This window comes from Rhizobium ecuadorense, assembly GCF_001187535.1.
Classification (GTDB): domain Bacteria; phylum Pseudomonadota; class Alphaproteobacteria; order Rhizobiales; family Rhizobiaceae; genus Rhizobium; species Rhizobium ecuadorense.
Map to the genome: position 1 here is coordinate 24,967 of NZ_LFIO01000691.1, position 22,936 is coordinate 47,902.

General features: G+C 62.6%; 24 protein-coding genes and 1 pseudogene. 15 read left to right on the top strand and 10 right to left on the bottom strand.

All coding sequences use genetic code 11. The features are described from left to right. The first annotated feature begins 44 nt into the window (after positions 1 to 44). The gene (gene rarD, locus AF337_RS13045; protein WP_049732421.1) at positions 45 to 938 is read left to right on the top strand and encodes an EamA family transporter RarD; all 894 of its coding nucleotides are present in this window, start codon (positions 45 to 47) and stop codon (positions 936 to 938) included. A 142-nt stretch (positions 939 to 1,080) separates the two neighbouring features. Here the strand turns inward: rarD and AF337_RS13050 are convergent, their stop codons facing one another. Further along, complete coding sequence (locus AF337_RS13050) at positions 1,081 to 1,575, bottom strand: Lrp/AsnC family transcriptional regulator (protein ID WP_049732422.1); 495 nt, start codon at positions 1,573 to 1,575, stop codon at positions 1,081 to 1,083. A 108-nt stretch (positions 1,576 to 1,683) separates the two neighbouring features. Between AF337_RS13050 and AF337_RS13055 the strand changes: the two genes are divergently transcribed. Together AF337_RS13055 and AF337_RS13060 are read left to right on the top strand one after the other, a co-directional pair. Continuing rightward, a complete protein-coding gene (locus AF337_RS13055; RefSeq protein ID WP_049732423.1) occupies positions 1,684 to 3,234 on the top strand; it encodes an acetolactate synthase large subunit in 1,551 nt (516 codons plus the stop codon). Positions 3,235 to 3,451: 217 nt separating this feature from the next. Next, positions 3,452 to 4,891 (top strand): annotated as a pseudogene (locus tag AF337_RS13060) (carboxylesterase family protein); the annotation flags it as partial. Positions 4,892 to 4,971: 80 nt separating this feature from the next. On the opposite strand, the gene AF337_RS13065 reads toward AF337_RS13060, so the two are convergent. Continuing rightward, positions 4,972 to 5,889, bottom strand: coding sequence for an AraC family transcriptional regulator (locus tag AF337_RS13065; RefSeq protein WP_049732425.1), 918 nt, complete (start codon positions 5,887 to 5,889; stop codon positions 4,972 to 4,974). A 78-nt stretch (positions 5,890 to 5,967) separates the two neighbouring features. Here AF337_RS13065 and AF337_RS13070 point away from each other — a divergent pair, with 78 nt between their 5' ends. Beyond that, entirely contained in the window at positions 5,968 to 6,432 is a 465-nt protein-coding gene (locus AF337_RS13070) for a limonene-1,2-epoxide hydrolase (RefSeq protein WP_244471241.1), read from the top strand. Between the two features lie 250 nt (positions 6,433 to 6,682). Here the strand turns inward: AF337_RS13070 and AF337_RS13075 are convergent, their stop codons facing one another. From AF337_RS13075 to AF337_RS43650, 3 genes are all read right to left on the bottom strand, one after another. Then, positions 6,683 to 7,636, bottom strand: a complete 954-nt coding sequence (locus tag AF337_RS13075) for an acetyl-CoA carboxylase carboxyltransferase subunit alpha (RefSeq protein WP_003589922.1) — start codon at positions 7,634 to 7,636, stop codon at positions 6,683 to 6,685. A 62-nt stretch (positions 7,637 to 7,698) separates the two neighbouring features. After that, complete coding sequence (gene xerD, locus AF337_RS13080; protein WP_049732427.1) at positions 7,699 to 8,652, bottom strand: site-specific tyrosine recombinase XerD; 954 nt, start codon at positions 8,650 to 8,652, stop codon at positions 7,699 to 7,701. Between the two features lie 5 nt (positions 8,653 to 8,657). Beyond that, positions 8,658 to 8,834 carry a hypothetical protein gene (locus tag AF337_RS43650; RefSeq protein WP_167347748.1) on the bottom strand — a complete coding sequence of 59 codons (177 nt, stop codon included), beginning with the start codon at positions 8,832 to 8,834 and terminating at the stop codon, positions 8,658 to 8,660. A 148-nt stretch (positions 8,835 to 8,982) separates the two neighbouring features. On the opposite strand from AF337_RS43650, the gene AF337_RS13085 reads away from it, so the two are divergent. Genes AF337_RS13085 through AF337_RS13095 form a run of 3 tightly spaced genes read left to right on the top strand, consistent with a single transcriptional unit; the run spans position 8,983 to position 12,007 of the window. Next, positions 8,983 to 9,573 (top strand): shikimate kinase, encoded by a 591-nt coding sequence (locus AF337_RS13085; protein ID WP_049732428.1) that lies wholly within the window; start codon positions 8,983 to 8,985, stop codon positions 9,571 to 9,573. Then, on the top strand, positions 9,570 to 10,697 hold the full coding sequence (aroB, locus tag AF337_RS13090; protein WP_049732429.1) for a 3-dehydroquinate synthase: 1,128 nt from the start codon (positions 9,570 to 9,572) through the stop codon (positions 10,695 to 10,697). The genes AF337_RS13085 and aroB overlap by 4 nt, the downstream gene beginning before the upstream one ends. Continuing rightward, positions 10,697 to 12,007, top strand: a complete 1,311-nt coding sequence (locus AF337_RS13095; RefSeq protein ID WP_082336798.1) for an HlyC/CorC family transporter — start codon at positions 10,697 to 10,699, stop codon at positions 12,005 to 12,007. Before aroB ends, AF337_RS13095 begins: the two co-directional genes overlap by 1 nt. 41 nt (positions 12,008 to 12,048) lie before the next feature. Here AF337_RS13095 and AF337_RS13100 read toward each other — a convergent pair whose 3' ends face one another. Further along, positions 12,049 to 12,333, bottom strand: coding sequence for a BolA family protein (locus AF337_RS13100; protein WP_190238063.1), 285 nt, complete (start codon positions 12,331 to 12,333; stop codon positions 12,049 to 12,051). A 102-nt stretch (positions 12,334 to 12,435) separates the two neighbouring features. Here AF337_RS13100 and AF337_RS13105 point away from each other — a divergent pair, with 102 nt between their 5' ends. The 5 genes from AF337_RS13105 to AF337_RS13125 all read left to right on the top strand — a co-directional run bounded on the left by AF337_RS13105 (position 12,436) and on the right by AF337_RS13125 (position 17,920). Then, the gene (locus AF337_RS13105; protein WP_049732431.1) at positions 12,436 to 13,053 is read left to right on the top strand and encodes a J domain-containing protein; all 618 of its coding nucleotides are present in this window, start codon (positions 12,436 to 12,438) and stop codon (positions 13,051 to 13,053) included. Between the two features lie 309 nt (positions 13,054 to 13,362). Continuing rightward, positions 13,363 to 14,355 (top strand): cobaltochelatase subunit CobS, encoded by a 993-nt coding sequence (cobS, locus tag AF337_RS13110; protein ID WP_049732432.1) that lies wholly within the window; start codon positions 13,363 to 13,365, stop codon positions 14,353 to 14,355. 12 nt (positions 14,356 to 14,367) lie between these two features. Then, positions 14,368 to 16,269: a cobaltochelatase subunit CobT gene (gene cobT, locus AF337_RS13115; RefSeq protein ID WP_049732433.1), complete on the top strand. Its 1,902-nt coding sequence runs from the start codon at positions 14,368 to 14,370 to the stop codon at positions 16,267 to 16,269. A gap of 16 nt (positions 16,270 to 16,285) precedes the next feature. Continuing rightward, entirely contained in the window at positions 16,286 to 17,296 is a 1,011-nt protein-coding gene (locus tag AF337_RS13120; RefSeq protein ID WP_049732434.1) for an esterase-like activity of phytase family protein, read from the top strand. Between the two features lie 57 nt (positions 17,297 to 17,353). Next, positions 17,354 to 17,920: an ATP-binding protein gene (locus tag AF337_RS13125; RefSeq protein ID WP_049732435.1), complete on the top strand. Its 567-nt coding sequence runs from the start codon at positions 17,354 to 17,356 to the stop codon at positions 17,918 to 17,920. 5 nt (positions 17,921 to 17,925) lie between these two features. On the opposite strand, the gene AF337_RS13130 is transcribed toward AF337_RS13125, so the two are convergent. Together AF337_RS13130 and rpmB are read right to left on the bottom strand one after the other, a co-directional pair. Beyond that, the gene (locus tag AF337_RS13130; RefSeq protein WP_049732436.1) at positions 17,926 to 18,561 is read right to left on the bottom strand and encodes a VUT family protein; all 636 of its coding nucleotides are present in this window, start codon (positions 18,559 to 18,561) and stop codon (positions 17,926 to 17,928) included. 113 nt (positions 18,562 to 18,674) lie between these two features. Next, a complete protein-coding gene (gene rpmB / locus AF337_RS13135) occupies positions 18,675 to 18,974 on the bottom strand; it encodes a 50S ribosomal protein L28 (RefSeq protein ID WP_003589938.1) in 300 nt (99 codons plus the stop codon). 242 nt (positions 18,975 to 19,216) lie between these two features. Here rpmB and AF337_RS13140 point away from each other — a divergent pair, with 242 nt between their 5' ends. Both AF337_RS13140 and yddG read left to right on the top strand, forming a co-directional pair. Next, positions 19,217 to 19,993: a DUF3108 domain-containing protein gene (locus tag AF337_RS13140; RefSeq protein WP_049732437.1), complete on the top strand. Its 777-nt coding sequence runs from the start codon at positions 19,217 to 19,219 to the stop codon at positions 19,991 to 19,993. A 30-nt stretch (positions 19,994 to 20,023) separates the two neighbouring features. Further along, entirely contained in the window at positions 20,024 to 20,911 is an 888-nt protein-coding gene (gene yddG, locus AF337_RS13145) for an aromatic amino acid exporter YddG (protein WP_049732438.1), read from the top strand. Positions 20,912 to 20,913: 2 nt separating this feature from the next. On the opposite strand, the gene AF337_RS13150 is transcribed toward yddG, so the two are convergent. Then, the gene (locus tag AF337_RS13150; RefSeq protein WP_049732439.1) at positions 20,914 to 21,336 is read right to left on the bottom strand and encodes a cupin domain-containing protein; all 423 of its coding nucleotides are present in this window, start codon (positions 21,334 to 21,336) and stop codon (positions 20,914 to 20,916) included. Next, complete coding sequence (gloB, locus tag AF337_RS13155; RefSeq protein ID WP_049732440.1) at positions 21,336 to 22,106, bottom strand: hydroxyacylglutathione hydrolase; 771 nt, start codon at positions 22,104 to 22,106, stop codon at positions 21,336 to 21,338. The genes AF337_RS13150 and gloB overlap by 1 nt, the downstream gene beginning before the upstream one ends. 53 nt (positions 22,107 to 22,159) lie before the next feature. On the opposite strand from gloB, the gene AF337_RS13160 reads away from it, so the two are divergent. Then, positions 22,160 to 22,936, top strand: a complete 777-nt coding sequence (locus tag AF337_RS13160) for a class I SAM-dependent methyltransferase (RefSeq protein ID WP_028756431.1) — start codon at positions 22,160 to 22,162, stop codon at positions 22,934 to 22,936.

The window sequence follows — 22,936 nt, forward strand, 5'->3', positions numbered from 1 at the left end:
CCGGCCCTAACACCCTTGATACGCTTATCCTCGCCGAGGTTTCCATGACCCATCCTCCCGACAGCCGCACGGGGTTGCTCTATGGCATCGCCGCCAATGTTCTGTGGGGCGTGCTGCCGCTCTACCTCAACCTGCTCAAGGACGTGGATGCGCTTCAGGTCCTGTCGCATCGCGTTCTCTGGTCCTTGCTGGTGTTCGGCACGATCCTCGTGGCGGCAAGACAGATGCGACCCATCCTTGCCGCAGCAAAAGTCCGTACGCTGGGGCTGCTGACCCTCAGCGCCGCGTTGATCGCCATCAACTGGTTCGTCTATATCTGGTCGGCCGCCAACGGGCGGCTCGTCGAGGCGAGTCTCGGCTATTTCATCACGCCGCTCGTCAGCGTCGCGCTCGGTACGCTGCTGCTCGGCGAGCGGCTCGACCGGTTGCAGAAAGTCGCGATCGGCGTCGCGGCTGCCGGCGTCCTGATTCTGGTCATCAGCGGCGGCGGTGCGCTCTGGATCTCGCTCACGCTGGCCTTGAGCTTCGGCGTCTACGGCCTGATCCGCAAGGTCGCGGCGATCGACGCGCTCGGCGGACTGATGATCGAGACCGCGATCCTCGCGCCGTTCGCGCTCGGCCTCCTCTTCTACGTCAGCGGTCTCGGCGAGACGGCGTTCGGGCAAAGCGGGGTGGTCGACGCCCTCCTGATCCTCGCCGGGCCGATAACCGCCCTGCCGCTGATCCTGTTCGCCGCAGGCGCTCGGCGGCTGCGCTACGCGACGCTAGGCCTCTTGCAGTTCATCGCTCCAACACTTCTCCTCCTGGAAGCGTTCCTGCTCTACCATGAGCCGATCCGTCCCGTTCAACTGGCAACCTTCGGTCTGATCTGGTTCGGATGCGGGCTCTACGCATGGAGCAGCGTCATCGCTGCCCGGCAGTCGCGCACCCGGGCGTAGGCGTTGCCGTTCATATCCAGCCTAAGGCGTCGGACTGGATGCGCGAACACTAAAGGGAGCAGTTCGGCGTTGAAGATGCGACCGTCGTTGCTAACAGCAGCGGGTCCGTATTTTCTCTTCCGCCATGCCTTGCGCACGAAAGTCAGATCGCAGCACTCGGTCCGCGTTCGAGGTAGGTCGATAGGGCGATATAACTGCGAGTACCCTTAAACCCGTCAATAGAATGAATGCGGCCTAACAGCTCTTCCAATGCCTGAGTGTCGCGCGTGCGCACCTTCAACAACATTGCGCTTTCCCCGGTTATGGTATGGATCTCTTCAACCTCAGGAAACTCCTCCAGCGCCAGCAATTGCCGCGTTACCGCCCAGCTGGTCGTATCGACATGAATGAACGCTAAAAGCGGGCGTCCGACAAGGCCGCCGTCGAGGACGGCGATGGTGGCCTTAATCACCCCGTCCTGTCGCAAACGTTTGGCGCGCTCGTGAACCGCTGGCGGCGACAGATTCATCAGCTTGCCGAGATCCGCGTAGCTCCGGGTCGCATCCACAGCCAGTAAGCCTAATAATTTTCGGTCGGTTGCGTCCAGTCTGGCTGTGGATGTGGTCTTTCTACTAACGCTATTCGTTTCTTCCGACATGATCGACTCCAATATTGCGGCGAATAAATTTCAGATTATCATTTACTTTGCTGAATTGCATCAGGGCAAAGTCAATGATCGCCTGATCTAATAAACCGGAGAATCATCGTGAACGGTGCTGAAATCCTGCTTCGAACACTCGTCACCAACGGTGTCGACACCTGCTTTGCCAATCCCGGCACGTCGGAAATGCACTTTGTCGCTGCGCTCGACCGTGTGCCCGGCATGCGTCCTGTCCTCGCGCTTCAAGAGAACGTGGCGACCGGTGCAGCGGATGGTTACGGCCGCATGACGGGACGCCCGGCCTGCACATTACTGCATCTGGGACCCGGCCTCGCCAACGGGCTTGCGAACCTGCACAATGCACGTCGCGCCTCAAGTCCGGTTATCAACGTGGTGGGAGATCATGCCGCCGCGCATCTTCAATACGACGCGCCACTAACCTCCGACATCAAGGGCTTTGCCAGACCGGTCTCCGACTGGGTGCACTCGTCAAGCAGCGCACGCAATATCGCGGCCGATACCACCATGGCGGTCAAGGTCGCACTCGAGCATCCCGGCCGCATTGCGACGCTGATCCTGCCGGCAGACACGGCCTGGACCGACGCCGAGGGTGTCGGGGGCCGCATCGACGTGCCCGTCGCGCAACCCGTGCCGGGTGAAACGGTTGACCGCATCGCCAAACTGCTGGGGCAAGGACGCAAGATTGCCATCATCATGCGTGGCAACGCCTTGCAGGAACGCGGCCTGGACGCCGCAGGCAAGATCGCTGCCCATACCGGCGCTCGCTTGATGTGTGACACCTTCACGCCGCGCCTGCAACGCGGTGCAGGCCGCGTACCGGTCGAGCGTCTGCCCTATTTCTCCGAAAAAGTCGTTGAATTCCTGACTGGCACCGACGTCATCATCCTGGTCGGTACGACACCGCCGGTCAGCTTCTTTGCCTATCCCGACAAGGCCAGCTGGCTCACGCCCGCAGGCTGCCAGCTAGCTGTGTTGGCCCAACCCCAGGAGGATGGTATCGCCGCGCTGGAGGCCCTTGTCGAAGCTTGCGGCGCGACGGAAGCCACACCGGCAAGAGCCGAACGCAAGATGCCGCAATACGAATTGACCGGTCCGTTATCACCCGGCGTCATCATGAGCGTGGTGGCCAGGCATCTGCCTCAGAACGCCATCATCGCCGATGAGTCCGCATCATCGGGATTTCCGTACTATGAGGCCACGGCAACTGCGGAGGCGCATGACTATTTGAACCTCACAGGCGGCGCCATCGGCAGCATGATGGCCGTTTCGATCGGTGCCGCGGTGGCCTGCCCTGACCGAAAGGTCGTAACCCTGCAGGGTGACGGCAGCGCTATGTACATTCTGCCCGCGCTCTGGACGCAGGCGCGGGAGAACCTCGACATCGTCACTGTCATCTACGCCAACCGGGCCTACCGTATCCTGAACAATGAACTGAAGCGTGTTGGCGCGGAAAACCATGGAAGCAACGCCGCCTCACTGATGAGCCTGGAGAACCCGTCCATCGACTGGGTGCAGGTCGCCGGTGGGCTCGGCGTCCGCGTCACCCGCGCCGAGACGCCTGCCGAGTTCGAGGAGGCATTTGCCCATGCCATGCGTGAGCGAGGCCCCCATGTAATCGAAGCCATCCTCTACTGAGAGCGGATGATGCCCGACTTGATATTGTGAGTGGCGGGCGCATTGTTCTTGTCTAGCCTGAACGGGCCAGATTGTCTGAGAAGTGTCAGTTAATGTCTGAACGGTGCCTTCCTGCAGTTGGAGGCGTCCGATACTGCGATCAATCGCTCTTGGCGCCTTGTAGCGTCAACAAGTTCATCGTCGAGGATGTTTCGATGCTGCCGCCGTCAACGGAAGGACCCCACACATGACTGGTGCCGATACCGCAACCCACTCGATCCGCTCTTGGCTGGGCATTCCTTACGCCACCGCCGAGCGCTTCCGCCGGTCGGTCTTACTGCGGTTCAATCCGGATCTGCCCTATGATCGGAAAGGACCCGCGCCATTGCAAGCCGGCAACACCGACTGGCTCGAGGCCGACAATGGACTGAGTGAAAATTGCCTGAACCTCAACGTCTGGGCACCCAAAGACGCCGGCACGGAACCGCTTCCGGTGATCGTCTATATCTTCGGCGGCGGGTTCGAAGTTGGTGCGAACACCCAGACCACCTCGAACGCCTCAGGTCTTGCCGCAACCGGCCGCGCCATCGGGGTGTCACTAAACTACCGGCTCGGTCCGTTCGGCTGGCTCTCGCTGTCTCAGTACGGGGGCGTGTTCGCGGACGCCACCAACCTTGGCCTTCAGGACATCATCACCGCTCTCAAGTGGGTGCAGGCGAACATCGCCCGCTTCGGCGGTGACCCCCAGAACGTCACCGTTACCGGCCATAGCGCCGGGGCATACTCAACAATCGGGCTTCTGGCCGCCCCGGCCGCCGATGGACATTATCGGCGCCTCGCTGCGTTCTCTGGCGGTGCTTCCCGGATCGTTCCGGCGTGGTGGGCCGAAGAACTCGCGATTAAGTTTCTCACCGAACTCGGCATCGCCGACGATCCCGAGCGTCTGTTCACTTTGGATGCAAAGCTCCTTGCTGAAATCCTGATCAAGGTCAGTCCGCGCGACATCGGCGACCGACACGGCATCGATAACACAACTATCGGGATTGTGAACGACAACTTGCAGACTGGCGCCGTCCTGGCCGACACACCGCTGCGCATCCTTGCATCAGGGCGTCACCGCGACGTTGATATTCTTTTCAGCACTACGACGAATGAGGCGGACTGGTGGGTCATCAACGCGACCGAGAAGTTTGATCCGGGAAGCATCAATAACCTGGTCGGCGAGCTCGTCGTAAAGTCGCGCATCCCCCGAAGCCGTGCCCGCAGCATCGTCGCCGCCTATGACGTCAACGGACGGACCCCGGTCGAGGTACGCGGGGCGCTCTTCACCGATTACTTCTTCACCCTACCGGCCGTGCGTGCAGCGCTCGCGCACGCTGCGGCGGGCGGCAATGCCCACCTGCTCACCGTTGGCCCTGTCGAGGGTGCGCCAGCCGTGCACGGCACGGAGATGTACGGCATCGTCGGCCAGCAACGCCCAGGACGCAGCGAAGAGCAAGCTGGCCGAGATATCTTCGTCCGCGACGCCCTCCTGGACTTCGCTGCGGGCAATCACGACCGGCTTTGGAAAGCCGTGACCACGGAACCCATTTCACACGGCATCGGCAACCCATCATACGACCCCACGGCCCATGCGGCCGAAGTCCTGCGCACCTTCGCAGGCGTCGAACGGACCTGACCTTCCGTAACGGGCTGCTGAAGAAGTCCATTTACGAGAGAGTGTCGTCGTAGCCGTAGGTTGAGACTACGGCCGCCATTTCAAGCAACATCTGGCCGAGCACCGAGCGATCTTGGCGGATTGATGTCCCCCAAGCCTGCCTTCGCTCTCGCGGTGTCTTGACCTGGCGGCGCTCCGAAGAGACGCTTGTACTCACGGCTGAATTGCGAGGCGCTCTCATAGCCGACCGCGAAAGCCACCTCGGCTGCGCCTGCTCGGTTTGCGATCATGCGACGGCGGGCCTCGTGGAGCCGGATATATTTCTGATACTGAAGCGGGCTGACGGCGGCGACGGCTTTAAAGCGGTCGTAAAAAACGGATACGCTCATGCCCGCGAGCGCGGCGACCGCCTTGAAATTGAGGCGCTCGGTGTAATGGTCGCGGATCCAAGCCATGGCCTTTCGGATGTGCGTCAGGCGCGAGTCAGATCCGGCAATCTGACGAAGCAGGCCGCCGTGCGGCCCCATCAGCAGCCGAAACATGAGCTCGTGCTCCAGAGACTGTGCCATGACCGGGATTTCGGTTGGGCGATCGAGTAGTTCCAGCAGTCTTCCCCAACCGCCCAGGAGCGACGCGCTCGCGCTGCTCACGCCATATCCCGATTCAATCGGCAACTCGGGTATCGCAGCCATTTCAAGTACGAGATCCGACAACAGAGCCGGGTCCAGAAACAGACCGACTGCGACAAACGGTCTATCCTGTGACGCCTCACAGACCTGGCCCAACGCAGCGATCTCGGCCGCAACGATCATGCTTTGACCAGGACCGTACTCAAACATCTTGTCGCCGATAAACATGCGCTGAGTGCCCTGGATCACCAAGGACGCCGCAGGATCGTAAATCAGCGGGTCGATCTCGGTTGTATGGTCGAGCGTGTAAGCGAACAATCTCGGCAATTTAAGACTTGGACGACCGGCGTGGCGAATCGCGATGGCGCGGATTTTGTCGAGTTCGCTCATTGAGCCATCCTAACCCGATTGCCCAGTTCTATCAATCATTCCGGAAGATCAGGCAAGAGTGGCGGAGGTTTCGGCATCGTGGCATTGGGGTTCAAACCCTATTATCGGGCCAAGACAGAGGCCATCGGGGCTTCTGATGGTCTAGGAGAAACTGCCATGCCCACCCCAATCGAAACTGTTTCGGCGTTTTGCGCAACGTTCTTTGAAGACGGTGGAAGGCCAGCCGTCCGTCGCTGGTTCACACCCAACACGCGCTGGGTCAACGAAGGCGTTTCAGTCACAAAGGGCGCCGAAGAGGCCATTGCGATGATCGACGAACTGGAGAGGTCGATGGGCATCTCCACGGTTCATATCGACATGCACGCGATTGCCGCCGACGGACCTCGCGTTCTCACCGAAAGGCTCGACCGGTTCGAGCGTGCTGACGGCAGTGAAATCGGACGCGTGATGATCATGGGCATTTTCGAGCTCGAGGGCGAAAAGATTGTCGAGTGGCGGGACTATTTCGACGTTACCGCCGTCCAAAAGTTCTCTGCCGGCTGAGACGCCGACTTGCGAATGATGGGGCTGGACGCGGAGATTATTGCCTCCGCGCTCAGCACAACGCGCCCACCCGCCGGTCATCGACCTGCGGAATCCGCGCCATCCGGCGCGCGCTCGGCAGAGACAAATCACCCGTCAGGGACCTCCTGTCGGAGGACAGGATCACATATCAAACTAAATTTATAAGTCCTGAGCCTAATTTAGAACGGGATTGAGGTTTTAGGCTGATCCGGCCCAAAATCATCCTGTTCTAGAGATTGCGGCCCATATTGAGGAACTTCTGGCGGCGCTCGTTGCGCAGCTGTTCGCCGGAACGGGAGGCCATTTCGCCGAGCGCATTGGCGATCACATCGCCGGTCGCGGCGATGACGCTGTCGGGATCGCGATGGGCGCCGCCGAGCGGCTCGGAAATGATGCCGTCGATGACGCCGAGCGATTTCAGGTCTTCGGCGGTGATCTTCATATTGGTCGCCGCTTCCCGGGCGCGGGTGGAATCGCGCCAGAGGATGGAGGCGGCGCCTTCCGGCGAGATGACGCTGTAGATCGAATGCTCGAGCATATAGACCTTGTTGCCGGTGGCAATCGCGATGGCGCCACCCGAGCCGCCTTCGCCGATGACGACGGAAACGAGCGGAACCTTGACGCCGAGGCACATTTCCGTCGAACGGGCGATCGCTTCGGCCTGGCCGCGCTCTTCGGCGCCGACGCCGGGATAGGCGCCGGCCGTATCCACCAGCGAAATCACCGGCAGGCCGAAACGATCGGCCATTTCGAGGATGCGGATCGCCTTGCGGTAGCCTTCCGGGCGGGGGCTGCCGAAATTATGCTTCAGGCGGGTCTTGGTGTCGTTACCCTTTTCCTGGCCGACGACGGCGACGGGCTGGCCGCGGAAGCGGGCAAGGCCCGCCTGGATCGCGGCATCCTCGGAAAATTTGCGGTCGCCGGCGAGCGGCGTGAATTCCTGGAACAGCGTCTTGGCGTAGTCGACGAAATGCGGGCGCTGCGGATGGCGGGCGACCTGGGTCTTCTGCCAGGGATTGAGTTTGGAATAGATCTCGACGATCGCCTCGCGGACGCGAACCTCCAGCCTGCCGATCTCATCGGTGGTGTCGATGCTCTCGTCTTCCGTTGCGAGCTTCTTCAGCTCGATGATCTTGCCTTCGAGGTCGGAGATCGGCTTTTCGAAGTCGAGATAATTGTGCATGAGGTGCGTTTCCGTTCCTTGTGCCCGGGGCGTTTTCCTGGCTCCGCCCTTTGTCGCCGGTCCTATTCGTGCTTTTTCGCCTGTTTGGCAAGGGGGTGATGCGTCTGGACGAGCTGCTGCAGCCTCTCTTCGAGCACATGCGTGTAGATCTGTGTGGTCGAAATGTCCGAATGGCCGAGGAGTTCCTGCACGACGCGCAGGTCGGCGCCATTGGCGAGCAGGTGGCTGGCAAAGGCGTGGCGCATGACATGCGGCGAGATCATCGACGGCGTCAGGCCGGCGCGGATCGCCAGGTTCTTCAGGTCGCGGGCGAAAACCTGGCGCGGCAGATAGCCCTCCTTCGAGGCGGCTGGAAACAGCCATGGGCTTTCCTGAGGGGCCTTCGCCGCGGCACTTTCCGCCGCCAGCAGGCGCCCATAGGATTTCAGCGCGGCTATCGCCGATTGCGACAGCGGCACCAGCCGCTCCTTGTTGCCCTTGCCGCGGATCATCAGGAAACGGCCTTCCTGATCGAGCACGCGGGCGGGAAGCGAAACCAGTTCGCTGACACGCATGCCGGTGGCATAGAGCAGCTCCAGCAGCGCCAGCATGCGCAGGCGCTGCAACTGGCCGGGCGTCGCATCGCCTGCCTCGGCCTCGGCCTGTGAAAGCAGCTTACCAACTTCCTCGACGCCCATCGTCTTCGGCAGCGGACGGCCCTTCTTCGGCGCGTCGAGAATGCCGGTGGGATCATCGGTTCTCAGGCCCTCGGCATAGAGGAACTTGTAGAATTGCCGCATGGCGGCAAGCCGGCGCGCCTGGGAAGAGGGTTTGAAACCCTTTCGGGCGAGCGAGGCGAGATAGGCGGAAAGATCGGCGGAAGCGGCTTCGGTCAGCCGCACGCTGCGCCCGGTCAGGAACGAATGGATATCGTCGAGGTCGCGTTCGTAGGATTGCAGCGTGTTGGCGGCCGCACCGCGCTCGGCGCTCATCATCTCCAGGAAGGATTCCACATGGACGCGGCTCAGATCCACCATGCCGGTCACTTCCTGGTCGTGCCAATCGCGCCCGTCGCCGGCGGATTGACCCGCTCGGACGGAATGCGGATTGTCACGTCGCGCGGCTCGGGCTCGACGAAGGTCACAAGCGCCCACATCGCTCCGTAGACCGTCCCGGCGAGGATCGCGCAGACGAACAGAAAACGGAACAAGGTCGGCATCCGGCAACTCCTTCATGCTCTGCTTCTGTTATAAGAAGCGTATCTGCAAGTGCAAGAAGCGCTATTCAAGCCATGATTCCCTTGTCCGCGACTTGACGCTCCATCTGCATTTGTCGATACGGTTTGCAAACAAAGTGTGAATGGACCGATGAGTGAACCACTGCTGACCGTTGCTGACAGCCTGAAAGACAGAGCTCGCGCCGCGCTTGGTTCACGCAATCTGATCCTCGTCGGGCTGATGGGTGCGGGAAAATCCGCTGTGGGGCGCATCGTCGCCAGCCAGCTCGGCATTCCCTTCATCGACAGCGACCACGAAATCGAGCGGGTGTCGCGCATGACGATCCCCGAACTTTTCGCGGCCTATGGCGAGGAAGAATTCCGGGCGCTGGAAACGCGGGTGATGAAGCGGCTCGTCAGGAGCGGCCCGCGGGTCGTCTCCACCGGCGGCGGCGCCTTCATCAACGAGCGGACACGCAGGCACATCAAGAAGGGCGGCGTTTCCGTCTGGCTGAAGGCGGATCTCGACGTGCTCTGGGAGCGGGTCAACAAGCGCGACAACCGGCCCTTGCTCAAGACCGAAAACCCTAGGCAGACGCTCGAAGGCCTGATGAACGCGCGCTACCCGATCTATGCGCTGGCCGACCTCACCGTGCTCTCGCGCGACGTGCGCAAGGAAATCATGGCCGACGAGGTGCTGCAGGCGCTGATCGAAGCCCAGAAGGAAAATGCAGCCTCATGAATGCGATACCCTCCGCCGCCGTCCAGACTGTGCATGTGCCGCTCGGTGAGCGCGCCTACGATATCCTGATCGGGCCGGGGCTGATCGCGCGGGCCGGCGCCGAGATCGCCTCCCGCCTCAAGGGGCGCAAGGCGGCTGTCGTCACCGACGAAAATGTCGCGCCGCTCTATCTCAAGGCCCTCGTCGCAAGTCTCGATGAAGCGGGCATCGCCTCGGCCGCGGTCGTCCTGCCGGCCGGCGAGAAGACCAAGAGCTTCGAACATCTGATGACTGCCTGCGACAAGGTGCTCGAAGCCCGCGTCGAGCGTAACGATTGCGTCATCGCGCTCGGCGGCGGCGTCATCGGCGACCTCTCGGGATTTGCGGCAGGGATCGTGCGGCGCGGCGTGCGCTTCGTGCAGGTGCCGACCTCGCTGCTGGCACAGGTCGATTCCTCCGTCGGCGGCAAGACCGGCATCAACTCCCGCCACGGCAAGAACCTGATCGGCGTCTTCCATCAGCCGGATCTGGTTCTGGCCGATACCGACGTGCTGAATACGCTGAGCGAGCGCGAATTCCGCGCCGGTTACGCCGAAGTCGCCAAATACGGGCTGATCGACAAGCCGGATTTCTTCGCCTGGCTGGAAGCCAACTGGAAAGCGGTTTTTGCAGGCGGCTCGGCCCGCATCGAGGCGATTGCCGCCAGCTGCCAGGCGAAGGCCGATGTCGTCGTTGCCGACGAGCGCGAGAACGGCCAGCGGGCGCTGCTCAATCTCGGCCACACGTTCGGCCATGCGCTGGAGGCGGCGACTGCCTATGACAGCTCCCGCCTCGTGCATGGCGAAGGCGTCTCGATCGGCATGGTGCTGGCGCATGAATTTTCCGCACGGATGAACCTTGCGAGCCCGGACGATGCGCGGCGCGTCGAGGTGCACCTCAAGGAGGTCGGCCTGCCGACCCGCATGTCCGACATTCCGGGCGAGCTGCCGCCGGCCGAGGTGCTGATGGATGCGATCGCCCAGGACAAGAAGGTCAAGAGCGGCCAGCTCACCTTCATCCTGACGCGCGGCATCGGCCAGTCCTTCGTCGCCGACGACGTTCCGGCCTCCGAGGTGATCAGCTTTCTCAGGGAAAAACACCCCTGATGACCGTCGAAGGCGCTCTGGCATTTCTTGCGACATATTGGCCGGAGATCCTTTCGATCACGGCGCTCGTGCTGATGTCCGCCTTCTTTTCCGGCTCGGAAACGGCGCTGACCGCGGTTTCGCGCAGCCGCATCCATACGCTTGAGGTCAACGGCGACGAACGCGCCGGTCTCGTCCGGCAGCTGATCGAGCGGCGCGACCGGCTGATCGGCGCGCTGCTGATCGGCAACAATCTCGCCAATATCCTGTCCTCCTCGATTGCCACCAGCCTGTTCCTCGGGCTGTTCGGCAGTTCCGGCGTGGCGCTGGCGACGCTGGCGATGACCGTCATCCTGGTCATCTTCGCCGAAGTGCTGCCGAAGAGCTGGGCGATTTCGACACCCGACCGCTTTGCGCTTGCCATCGCTGTTCCCGCCAGGCTCTTCGTTCTCGTCGTCGGCCCGATTTCCTCCTTCGTCAATGCGATCGTCCGCCGGATCCTGGCATTGTTCGGCATCAACCTCTCGCGCGAGGTATCGATGCTGACGGCGCATGAGGAGCTGCGCGGCGCCGTCGACCTCCTGCACCGCGAGGGATCGGTGGTGAAGGCGGACCGCGACCGCCTCGGCGGCGTGCTCGATCTCAGCGAGCTCGAACTGTCGGATATCATGGTCCACCGCACGGCGATGCGGGCGATCAACGCCGACGATCCGCCTGAGGCGGTGGTGCGCGCCATTCTCGAAAGCCCCTATACGCGCATGCCGTTGTGGCGCGGCACGATCGACAACATCATCGGCGTCGTCCACGCCAAGGATCTATTGCGCGCACTGGCCGAGCCGAACATGGAGCCGCAGAACCTCGATATCGTCAAAATCGCGCAGAAGCCGTGGTTCGTGCCCGACAGCACCAATCTCGAAGATCAGCTCAACGCCTTCCTGCGCCGCAAGCAGCATTTTGCCGTCGTCGTCGATGAATATGGCGAGGTGCAGGGCATCGTCACACTGGAGGATATTCTCGAGGAAATCGTCGGCGATATTTCCGATGAGCACGATATCGAGATCCAGGGTGTGCGCCAGGAGGCCGACGGTTCCGTCGTCGTCGACGGCGGCGTGCCGATCCGCGACTTGAACCGCGCGCTCGACTGGCACCTGCCCGACGAGGAGGCGACGACGATTGCCGGCCTGGTCATCCATGAATCGATGACCATCCCGGAAGAGCGCCAGGCCTTCACTTTTTACGGCAAGCGCTTCGTCGTCATGAAGCGGGAAAAGAACCGCATCACCAAGCTGCGCATCCGCCCCGCCGGCGAAGACGGCGCGAAACCGTCCTGATCCGGCTTGGATCGCGGGCGATCGGTCTTATATAGGCTGTGTTACCAGCGGGTCGGCTCGCCAGGTGCTGCCGGTTCGAGGGCCAGCGCATGCAGGCCGGCATCGAGTTCCGGTTTCAACAGGTCGGTGATCGCCCGGTGGCGCGCCAGCCGCGACAGGCCGGCGAATTTTGCCGAAACGATCCGCACCCGCATGTGGGTTTCGCCGGTGCCAGTGATATCGGGCTGATGGCCGGCATGCAGGTGGCTTTCGTCGATGACGCTCAGGCGTTCGGGCGCGAAGGCTTCGACTAGTTTTTCTTCGATGCGGGTTCGCAGGGTCATCATCCGGTCTTGCTGCTTCGCGAAAAGGGTTCCCACCAAGCCAGCAACAAACCCGTTTGTCAATTCTTGTTGTCGCGTCGCGACAGCCTCATAATTAGCGCCGTCATGACACTTGATTCAAAATACTTCGATAGCATCCGAACACGCCGCAAACGCCAGCCGGAGGCAGAGCAGGCGCCGCCTACCTGTCAGTGGGACGGCTGCGACAAGAAAGGCTTGCATCGCGCTCCTGTCGGACGCAATGCGGAAGGCCAGTTCTTTTTGTTCTGCTTCGAGCACGTCAAGGACTACAACAAGGGCTATAATTATTTCTCCGGTCTGTCGGACGGCGAGATCGCCCGCTATCAGAAAGAGGCGATCACCGGCCACCGGCCGACCTGGACCGTCGGCGTCAACAAGTCGGCGAAGGACAGCCCGCTGCATTCGGAGGTGCGCTCCGGCGCCTATACCCGCGTTCGCGATCCCTTCGGCTTCGTCAAGGAAGGCGGCAAGGGCAGCGGGCCGCGTTTTCCGCAGGCGCGCAAACTGAAATCGCTGGAAAGCAAGGCCTTCGATACGATGGGGCTCGACGCCAGTGCGACCTCGGCGGAGATCAAGAGCCGCTACAAGGAACTGGTCAAGAAGCACCATCCGGATGCCAATGGCGGCGACCGCGGCTCGGAGGAGCGTTTCCGCGCCGTCATCCAGGCCTATCAATTGTTGAAGCAGAACGGTTTTTGTTAATTCCCGTCCTTGCTCTTGGGCTTCAATCGGGTATGGTCCAAATCGGCTGAGGCCGCAGGCAAACGCGGCTCATATTTGTGCGTTTTCCCGACATCGCCTCCGCCGACCTTCCGGACGCGGCGTTTCTTGTCCGGGACTCTTTCAAGAATGCTCGCATGCGGACATCATCCCGCCGAGGTTTCGTTTCAGTCCCGGAGAAGTATCGCCGACGTTCCGACCTGGACGGGCGCGGAATTAAATCGCGGCGTCACGGTTGCGACATGGCCTGAGACAGTATGGCCGGGTGGCATCACCCGCCTTGGAGACATGATGAGCAAGATCGACCTTGATATAGCAGAACTGCCCGATACCACCGTTTCGGTCCGCGAGACCTTCGGCATCGATTCCGACATCCGCGTTCCCGCCTACAGCAAGGGCGACGCCTATGTGCCTGATCTCGACCCCGACTACCTCTTCGACCGCGAGACGACGCTCGCCATTCTCGCAGGCTTTGCCCATAACCGCCGCGTGATGATCTCCGGCTATCACGGCACCGGCAAATCCTCGCATATCGAGCAGGTGGCGGCGCGGCTCAACTGGCCCTGCGTGCGCATCAACCTCGACAGCCATGTCAGCCGTATCGATCTGGTCGGCAAGGACGCGATCGTCGTCAAGGACGGGCTGCAGGTCACCGAATTCAAGGACGGCATCCTGCCCTGGGCCTATCAGCACAATGTCGCGCTGGTCTTCGACGAATATGATGCCGGCCGTCCCGATGTGATGTTCGTCATCCAGCGCGTGCTGGAATCCTCCGGCCGCCTGACGCTGCTCGACCAGAGCCGCGTCATCCGGCCGCACCCGGCCTTCCGGCTGTTTGCGACCGCCAATACGATCGGCCTCGGCGACACCACCGGCCTCTATCACGGCACGCAGCAGATCAACCAGGCGCAGATGGACCGCTGGTCGATCGTGACGACGCTGAACTATCTGCCGCATGATCACGAAGTGAACATCGTCGCCGCCAAGGTGAAGAGCTTCGGCAAGGACAGGGAAGGCCGCGAGACCGTGTCGAAGATGGTCCGCGTCGCCGATCTGACGCGCGCTGCCTTCATGAACGGCGATCTCTCCACCGTCATGAGCCCGCGGACCGTCATCACCTGGGCCGAGAATGCCGAGATCTTCGGTGATCTCGCCTTCGCCTTCCGCGTCACCTTCCTCAATAAGTGCGACGAGCTGGAGCGTCCTCTGGTCGCCGAGCACTATCAGCGCGCCTTCGGCGTCGAGCTGAAGGAAAGTGCCGCCAATATCGTTCTCGGAGCCTGAGACCGACCGATCATGGCAGCTCGCGGTGACAATTCGAAAGCAAAGCCCGGCGCGCCCGTCGACGTCGAGCCCTTGCGCCGGGCGATAACCGGCTGCGTGCGCTCGATCGCCGGCGACGGCGATGTCGAGGTGACCTTCGCCAATGAACGGCCGGGGATGACCGGCGAGCGCATCCGGCTGCCGGAGCTTTCCAAGCGGCCGACGGCGCATGAGCTGGCGGTCACCCGCGGGCTCGGCGATTCCATGGCGCTGCGCCTTGCCTGCCATGACGAGAAGATGCACGCGACGATGGCGCCGCAGGGCTCGGACGCCCGGGCGATCTTCGATGTCGTCGAGCAGGCGCGTGTCGAATCGATCGGCGCGCTGCGCATGGAGGGCATGGCGTCGAACCTGCGCTCCATGACGGAAGAGAAATATTCCAAGGCGAATTTCACCGGCATCGAGCGCCAGGAAGACGCACCGGTCGGCGAAGCCGTCGCGATGATGGTGCGGGAGAAGCTGACCGGCCAGCGCCCGCCTGAAACCGCCGGCAAGGTGCTCGACCTCTGGCGCGGCTTCATCGAGGACAAGGCGGGAGCCGAACTCGACAATCTGTCGGGCGCGATCAACGACCAGCAGGCCTTCGCCAAGGTTATCCGCAACATGCTGTCGGCCATGGAAATGGCCGAGGAATACGGCGACGACGACAGCGACGCCGACAATGACGACCAGTCGGATCAGGAAGACCAGCCGAGCGGTGACGAGCAGGATCAGGACGAGGTCGACGAGGATGCCGGCACCGATGCCGCCCCGGTCGAGGACAGCGAAGTCGCCGACGAGCAGATGGAGGACGGCGAGACCGAAGGCGCCGAAATTTCCGACGACGACATGATGGAAGAGGGCGAGGACGATTCGGAAACGCCGGGCGAGACCCGCCGTCCGAACACGCCTTTCTCCGATTTCAACGAGAAGGTCGATTATCACGTCTTTACCGAAGAGTTCGACGAGATCATCACCGCCGAGGAACTCTGCGACGCCGCCGAACTCGAGCGCCTGCGCGCTTTCCTCGACAAGCAACTGGCGCATCTGCAGGGCGCGGTCGGCCGCCTGGCCAACCGGCTGCAGCGCCGCCTGATGGCGCAGCAGAACCGCTCCTGGGATTTCGACCTGGAAGAGGGCTATCTCGATCCGGCCCGGCTGCAGCGTATCATCATCGATCCGATGCAGGCGCTTTCCTTCAAGATGGAGCGCGACACGCAGTTCCGCGACACGGTCGTCACGCTGCTGATCGACAATTCCGGTTCGATGCGCGGCCGGCCGATCACGGTTGCTGCCACTTGCGCCGATATTCTCGCCCGCACGCTGGAGCGCTGCGGCGTCAAGGTCGAGATCCTCGGCTTCACCACCAAGGCCTGGAAGGGCGGGCAGGCGCGGGAAAGCTGGCTTGCCGGCGGCAAGCCGCAGACGCCGGGACGCCTCAATGATCTGCGCCACATCATCTACAAATCGGCCGATGCGCCTTGGCGGCGGGCACGCGCCAATCTCGGGCTGATGATGCGCGAGGGGCTGCTCAAGGAAAATATCGACGGCGAGGCGCTGATCTGGGCGCATAACCGCCTGCTCGCACGCCGCGAGCAGCGCCGCATCCTGATGATGATCTCGGACGGCGCGCCGGTCGACGATTCGACGCTGTCGGTCAATCCGGGCAATTATCTCGAGCGGCACTTGCGCGCCGTCATCGAGCAGATCGAGACGCGTTCGCCTGTGGAATTGCTGGCGATCGGCATCGGTCACGACGTGACGCGCTATTATCGCCGCGCCGTGACGATCGTCGATGCCGACGAGCTCGCCGGCGCGATGACCGAGCAGCTCGCATCGCTGTTCGAAGATCAATCGACCCAGCCGCGCGGCGGCCGGCTCCGTCGTGCCGGCTGACGCGGCTGAAGGAAACATGACTGGCAAGCGCCTTTGCTGGGCGGCGTTGATCGCTTTCTGCATCGCCGCCGGCGCTTGTCCCGTATGGGCGAGCGACGTGCCGGTCATTAGCCGGCAAATCTCCGATTTCAAGATCGGCTCTTCGCAGACGACGTTCGGCTCGCTGGAATTTCTCGGCGGCCTGGAGATGGTCTCCAGCAAAGCGCTGTTCGGCTCGCTCTCCGCCATCCGCTTCCGGCCGGATCAAAAACATTTCGTGGTCGTGCTCGACACCGGCCAGTGGCTGACCGGCAGTGTCGAACGCGACATCAAGGGCAGGCTTTCCGGCCTTGCCGATGTCGAGATCACCCCGATGAAGAACAGTGCCGGGCGCAGCTTCGAGGGCAAGGGGCATATGGATGCCGAGGGCCTGGCGCTGGACGGCGACCGGATCCTGGTCTCCTTCGAGCAGGATCACCGCGTCGATGTCTACCCTGATCCGGGTTTTGCCGAATCGAGCGCGATCGCTACTTTGCCGATCCTCATTCCGCGCAAGATGCTGAGCGAGAACCGCGGCATCGAGACCATCACCGTCGCGCCCGCATCGAGCCCGCTCAAGGGCGGCGTGGTCATCGTCTCCGAACGCGGGCTCGACAGCGACGGCAACCGGCTGGCGGCCATTCTGAGCGGGCCGCTGAAAGGGCGCTTCGCGGTCGCGCGCGACGGCAGCTTCGATGTCACCGATGGCGCCTTCCTGCCGAACGGCGACCTGCTGCTGCTGGAGCGCCGCTTCAACATGGCCGAAGGCATCGGCATGCGCCTTCGGCGCGTCAAGGGTGCCGATATCAGGCCCGGGGCCGTTGTTGACGGCGAACTGCTGCTCGAAGGCAATTTCAACTCGCAGATCGACAATATGGAAGGACTCGACGCCTTCCAGGCCGCCGACGGCACCACCCATCTCATTCTGGTGTCGGACGATAATCATTCGATCCTGCAGCGCAACCTGATGCTGGAATTCCGGCTCTCGGAGCGACCGGCGTCAAATTGACGTCATATGCCTCGGCTATCTCGCCTGCTGCACGGGGAAGCTGCTTCGGAGACGATCATGGTGCGCATTCATGTCATGGGCGCGTCCGGTTCCGGCACGACATCGCTCGGTCTTGCGCTCGCCGACAGGCTCGATATCGCCCATCTCGACACCGACGACTTCTTCTGGCTGCCGACCGATCCGCCGTTCACGATGCCGCGGGATGCCGATCAGCGCATCCAGCAGCTGCTCGAGCAGACGGGCCGGCCCGGTGGCTGGGTTCTGTCCGGATCGGCGCTGAAATGGGGCGGGCCGCTCGAGCCGCTTTATGATCTGATCGTCTTCCTCAGGATCGAGCCGGAGCTTCGGATGATGCGCATCCGCGCCCGCGAGACCGCCCGATACGGAACCAGGATCGAGCCGGGCGGCGACATGGAAGTGAAAAGCGGGCAATTCCTGGAATGGGCGGCAAGCTACGATACGGCCGGTCCCGAACGCCGCAGTCTGGCGGCGCATGAGCAATGGCTGGAAACGCAGACAGCGCCGGTGCTGCGGCTCGATTCATCGCTTGAGATCGACGAGCTGGCGGCGCAGGTTGTTCTGCATCCTGCCATCGCCGCCGGAGCGGTCCGGCGGCGTCGGTAGTTAGCTCAGCTGGCGCGGGCCGCCTGCATCGGCCGCAGCACGTTCATCAGCGCGCCATAGGGCAAGAGCATGACGAGGCCGACGATCATCTTAACGGCGAAATCGCCGAGCGCCCAGGAGATCCAGCGCGGCGCCTCAGCGGCGAAAACGCCGAGGACAGGGGCTGCCTCAAGCGCGAAGGGCTCGTTCGGGCCGAGGAAGACGAAAAACGCGGCGAAGGACAGCGAGAAGAACATCACCGTATCGAGCGCCGAGCCGATCAGCGAGCCGACGAGCGGGGCGCGCCACCAGGCCTGGCGGCGAAGGCGGTTGAAGACGGCGATATCGAGCAGCTGCCCGGCGAGATAGGCCGAGCCGGAGGCAATCGCGATGCGCGGCACCGAGGTGAAGAAGGACAGCGTTACGCCGACAACGAAGCCGGCAAGGACGACCTTGCGGGCGGCCTGCGGGCCGAACTGGCGGTTGGTCAGATCGGTGATCAGGAAGGCGACCGGATAGGAAAAGGCGCCCCAGGTCAGGATGTCGGCCAGGTTGATGCCCGCGACTTCGGCGTTCAGCGGAAACTGGACGAGGAAATTGGAGGCGACGACGACGAGCGTCATCAGTGCGACATAGGCAATGGTATAGCGGGTCTTCAGCATTTTTTTATCCTGGGTGATGCCACCAGTTGGAGAGACGGACCGGCAAAACAAAAGGCTTGACCGGAGGTCATCCGTGCAAGCCTTTCGAAGCCGTATGAAAGAAGAGCAGAAGCTTAGGCAGCAACAGCCGCTTCGGCGGTCTTCTTGACGATCTGGCGGCGCAGCAGGCGTGCGCGCATCGACAGCTCGGTTTCGCTGGCCTTGAGCAGGAAGGCATCGAGGCCGCCGCGATGCTCGACCGAGCGAAGGGCAGCAGCCGAAACGCGAAGACGATAACGCTGGTTGAGAGCGTCGGAGATCAGCGTGACCTGGCACAGGTTCGGCAGGAACCGGCGCTTGGTCTTGTTGTTGGCATGGCTGACATTGTTACCAGTCAGGACGGCCTTGCCGGTCAATTCGCACACGCGGGACATGGAACACCTATTCTTGTTTTTGTCGGCCATCGAATTGCCATCCCCGGTCAAAACCAGGCGCGCAATCCAACGGGCATGATTGGAAAGTTGCGGTTCTATAGTCAGGCAGGCCGCGCGCGTCAAGCCAAACCTTGGACTTTCCCGCAATTCCGTCAAAAAGCTGCTGTTTTCTTCGCTTCACGGCAGGAGTATAGAGCGCCCTAGCAAAGGCTGCCGGCGCGCGGCAAGACAAGGCTTCACTCATGGCTCATTCGGGCAGACGGATTTTCATTTCGGCCATCGCAGCGTTTTTTGCCATACCGGCATCGGCGGCCGAAATCCAGCATCGGACGGAATATCGGGTGACGCTTGCCGGCCTGCCGATCGCGCGCGCCGCCTTCCTGACCAAGATCGAGGACGATCACAGTTATAAGATCGCCGGCAGCATCAACTCGGCCGGGCTTGCCGATCTGATCACGACGATATCGGCCAAAACCAGCGTCACCGGCGTCGTGCGCAACGACAGGCTGCAAGCGCAGAATTATTCGCTCTACTACAAGAGCGGCAAGAAGGCCCGGGTCTACGAGGTCAGCTACCGCAACGGCGACATTGTCTCGGCGACGACGACCCCGCCGCCGAAGCGGCCGAAGAACTGGATCGACGTGACGCCGCGCGACATGCGCTCGGTGCTCGATCCGATCTCCGGCCTGGTCTTCACCGGCGACACCAAGGTCTGCTCGCAGACGCTGCCGATCTTCGACGGCGAGACGCGCATGGATCTGGTGCTGTCGCCGAAGGGCGATGAGGATTTTTCGACCAACGGCTTCAAGGGCAAGGCCACCGTCTGCGGCGTCCGCTTCGTGCCGCGCTCGGGCTACAAGAAGGGCCGCAAGGATATTGTCTATCTGAGCAAGAGCGACCGGATGGAAATCTGGTTTGCCAAGTCTGACGCGGCAAATGTATATGCTCCGGTCTATGTGCGCATTCCCACCGAATATGGAATGGTGACGATCACTGCCGTCAAATACGGCAGCAGCTGACGGAGGTCATCCTCCGGCAAAGGGGGACGGGTGAAGCTTCGCGCGACGTTGATCGGTTTTACCGCCATTTTGATGTGGTCGTTCCTGGCGCTGTTCACGGCCGCCTCCGGCCAGATGCCGCCGTTCCAGCTTTCGGCCGTCTGCTTTGCGATCGGCAGCCTTCCCGGCCTCGCCGTGCTGATCCTCAATCCCTCACGCTTGGCGCTGCTGAAGCAGCCGGCCAAGGTCTGGCTAACCGGCATTTCCGGCCTGTTCGGCTATCATTTCCTTTATTTCACCGCGCTCAGAAACGCGCCGGCGGTCGAGGCGGGGCTGATCGCCTATCTCTGGCCGCTCTTGATCGTCGTCGGCTCGGCCTTGCTGCCGGGCGAACGGCTGCGCTGGTATCATGTGGCCGGCGCTCTGGCCGGGCTTTGCGGCACCTTCCTGATCGTCGGCCGCAACGGCATCGATTTTAACGGCGTTTATGCCGTCGGCTACACCGCCGCTTTCCTCTGCGCCTTCACCTGGTCCGGTTACTCGCTGCTGACCCGGCGTTTCGACGCCGTCTCCACCGATGTCGTCACCGGTTTCTGCCTGGCGACCTCGATCCTGTCGCTCCTCTGCCATCTCGGCCTGGAGACGACCGTCTGGCCGGCAACGGGTTTCGAATGGCTCGCCGTCGCCGGTCTCGGCCTCCTGCCGGTCGGCGCCGCCTTCTATGCCTGGGATTACGGCGTCAAGAACGGCGATATTCAGATCCTCGGCGCGGCAAGTTATGCCGCACCGCTGCTGTCGACGCTGATCCTGACGCTGTTCGGCTTTGCCGAGCCGAGCTGGCGCATCGCGCTCGCCTGCCTGCTCGTCACCGGCGGCGCGGCGCTCGCCGCCCGGGAGATGTTCCGCCGCAAGATCCAGCCGGCCGTGGCGGCGGAATGATTTCAGCCGCCGGGCGTCCAGCCCGGCGAGGCCATCTCGAAGCTCGAAAATTCGAAGCCGGGCGAGACGGTGCATCCCACAAGGGTGAAATCGCCGAGGCTTTCGGCCGCCTGCCACCAATTGGCGGGAACGATCGCCTGCGGCCGCTCGCCGGCCGCCAGATCGGTTCCGAGCGTCAGGGTCTCGCTTGCCGTTCCGTCTTCAGAGCGGTGCAGCGAAAGCGGCGCGCCGGCGTAATAATGCCAGACCTCCACCGCGTCATGGACGCGATGCCAGTGCGAACGCTGCCCCCTGGTCAGGAGGTAATAGATCGCCGTCGAATGGCCGCGTTCTCCGCCTGCCATATCGCGGAAGGTCTCGGCGTACCAGCCGCCTTCTGGATGCGGCTGCATGGCGAGTGCGCGGATGATGTCCTCAGGAGACATCAGAAATTGTCCTTGCGCTTGCGAATCTCGGCAAAGACTTCCTCATTGGTCTTGCCTTCCATCAGCAGATTGCGGCGGATCGCCGGATCGGCGGCGCGCAGGAACGGGTTGGTTTCCTTTTCCAGCCCCAGCGTCGTCGGGATGGTGAATTTGCCGTCGGCGCGCAAGGCCTCGATCTCGGCGGCGCGGCCCTTCAACCGTTCGTTGCCGGGGTCGACCGTCAGTGCGAAGCGGGCGTTGGACAAAGTGTATTCGTGACCGAAATAGACGGCGGTCTCATCTGGCAGCACGGCAAGCTTCTGCAGCGAATGCCACATGTCGGCGGCCGGGCGTTCGAACAGCCGGCCGCAGCCGAGCGCAAACAGCGTGTCGGCGGCAAAGAGCAGCTTGTCGTCGACGAAATGATAGCAGATATGGCCGGCGGTGTGGCCGGGTGTCTCGATGACGTTGATCGTGTGATCGCCGAAAAGGAAGCTGTCGCCATCGGCCATCGTCCGGTCGAGCCCGGGGATGGCGATCGCCTCGTTGATCGGGCCGATGATCTCGCAGCCGAACTGCTCCTTCAGCGCCAGGTTGGCGGCGACATGGTCGGTGTGGTGATGGGTGGTGAAGATATGGGTGATCTTCCAGCCGCGGCGTGCCGCCGCCTGCAGGATCGGCGCCTCCTCCGGCGCGTCGATCGCCGCGGTAAATCCAGTTTCCGGGTCGTGGACGAGAACGCCGAAATTGTCGGTGCGGCAGAGAAAAACGTCCAATTCCAAAGGTTTCATCGTGCAATAGTCCCTTGTCATGCGAGTCTCGCGGAAATGTAGAGGGTCCGGCCTTGAAGTCCAACCGCCCGCTGATAACATTTGTCGCAATGCACGCCGATATCGTCGACCTACGCCAGTTCTACCACTCCGAGCTCGGGCGTCTTGCCGAGCAGTCGATCGCCATGGCGCTGTCGTCGCTCTGGGTCCGGCTGCCGCAGGAGCGGCTGGTCGGCCTCGGTTATGCCGTGCCCTTCCTCGACCGCTTCCAGGCCGACACCGAGCGGACCTTCGCCTTCATGCCGGCCGGGCAGGGCGCGGTGAACTGGCCGATGGGCTCGCTGTCGTCGACGACACTGGTCTTCGACGAGGAGTTGCCGCTGCCGGATTCCTCGATCGACCGGGTGCTGATGGTGCATTCACTGGAATTTGCCGAAAGCCCGCGCGAAACGCTGAAGGAACTCTGGCGGGTGCTGGCGCCGGGCGGACGGCTGGTCATCGTCGTGCCGAACCGGCGCGGCGTCTGGGCGCGGATGGAACATACGCCCTTCGGCTCGGGCCGGCCCTATTCCCGCGGTCAGCTGACGCATCTGCTGCGCGAGACGAATTTCACCCCCGGCGCGACGGCCGAAGCGCTGTTCTTCCCGCCCTCGAAGCTCAGGACCATCCTGCGGCTTCGCCGCGCCTTCGAGCGGATCGGCCGGACGCTGTGGCCGGCTTTTTCAGGCGTCATCATCGTCGAGGCGCAGAAGCGGCTCTATCAGGGGCTGCCGGTCGCCGCACGCGCCTCCCGCCGCGTTTTCGTGCCGGTTCTGGCGCCCCACGGCGTGCCGACCACGCGCAACCGGTGA

Excerpts from the sequence above, each read along its gene's own strand:
- rarD (WP_049732421.1), top strand. The coding sequence starts at position 45 with ATGACCCATCCTCCCGACAGCCGCACGGGGTTGCTCTATGGCATCGCC.
- AF337_RS13050 (WP_049732422.1), bottom strand. The coding sequence starts at position 1,575 with ATGTCGGAAGAAACGAATAGCGTTAGTAGAAAGACCACATCCACAGCC.
- AF337_RS13065 (WP_049732425.1), bottom strand. The coding sequence starts at position 5,889 with ATGAGCGAACTCGACAAAATCCGCGCCATCGCGATTCGCCACGCCGGT.
- AF337_RS13075 (WP_003589922.1), bottom strand. The coding sequence starts at position 7,636 with ATGCACAATTATCTCGACTTCGAAAAGCCGATCTCCGACCTCGAAGGC.
- xerD (WP_049732427.1), bottom strand. The coding sequence starts at position 8,652 with ATGGTGGATCTGAGCCGCGTCCATGTGGAATCCTTCCTGGAGATGATG.
- AF337_RS43650 (WP_167347748.1), bottom strand. The coding sequence starts at position 8,834 with ATGCCGACCTTGTTCCGTTTTCTGTTCGTCTGCGCGATCCTCGCCGGG.
- AF337_RS13085 (WP_049732428.1), top strand. The coding sequence starts at position 8,983 with ATGAGTGAACCACTGCTGACCGTTGCTGACAGCCTGAAAGACAGAGCT.
- aroB (WP_049732429.1), top strand. The coding sequence starts at position 9,570 with ATGAATGCGATACCCTCCGCCGCCGTCCAGACTGTGCATGTGCCGCTC.
- AF337_RS13095 (WP_082336798.1), top strand. The coding sequence starts at position 10,697 with ATGACCGTCGAAGGCGCTCTGGCATTTCTTGCGACATATTGGCCGGAG.
- AF337_RS13100 (WP_190238063.1), bottom strand. The coding sequence starts at position 12,333 with ATGATGACCCTGCGAACCCGCATCGAAGAAAAACTAGTCGAAGCCTTC.
- AF337_RS13105 (WP_049732431.1), top strand. The coding sequence starts at position 12,436 with ATGACACTTGATTCAAAATACTTCGATAGCATCCGAACACGCCGCAAA.
- cobS (WP_049732432.1), top strand. The coding sequence starts at position 13,363 with ATGAGCAAGATCGACCTTGATATAGCAGAACTGCCCGATACCACCGTT.
- cobT (WP_049732433.1), top strand. The coding sequence starts at position 14,368 with ATGGCAGCTCGCGGTGACAATTCGAAAGCAAAGCCCGGCGCGCCCGTC.
- AF337_RS13120 (WP_049732434.1), top strand. The coding sequence starts at position 16,286 with ATGACTGGCAAGCGCCTTTGCTGGGCGGCGTTGATCGCTTTCTGCATC.
- AF337_RS13125 (WP_049732435.1), top strand. The coding sequence starts at position 17,354 with ATGGTGCGCATTCATGTCATGGGCGCGTCCGGTTCCGGCACGACATCG.
- AF337_RS13130 (WP_049732436.1), bottom strand. The coding sequence starts at position 18,561 with ATGCTGAAGACCCGCTATACCATTGCCTATGTCGCACTGATGACGCTC.
- rpmB (WP_003589938.1), bottom strand. The coding sequence starts at position 18,974 with ATGTCCCGCGTGTGCGAATTGACCGGCAAGGCCGTCCTGACTGGTAAC.
- AF337_RS13140 (WP_049732437.1), top strand. The coding sequence starts at position 19,217 with ATGGCTCATTCGGGCAGACGGATTTTCATTTCGGCCATCGCAGCGTTT.
- AF337_RS13150 (WP_049732439.1), bottom strand. The coding sequence starts at position 21,336 with ATGTCTCCTGAGGACATCATCCGCGCACTCGCCATGCAGCCGCATCCA.
- gloB (WP_049732440.1), bottom strand. The coding sequence starts at position 22,106 with ATGAAACCTTTGGAATTGGACGTTTTTCTCTGCCGCACCGACAATTTC.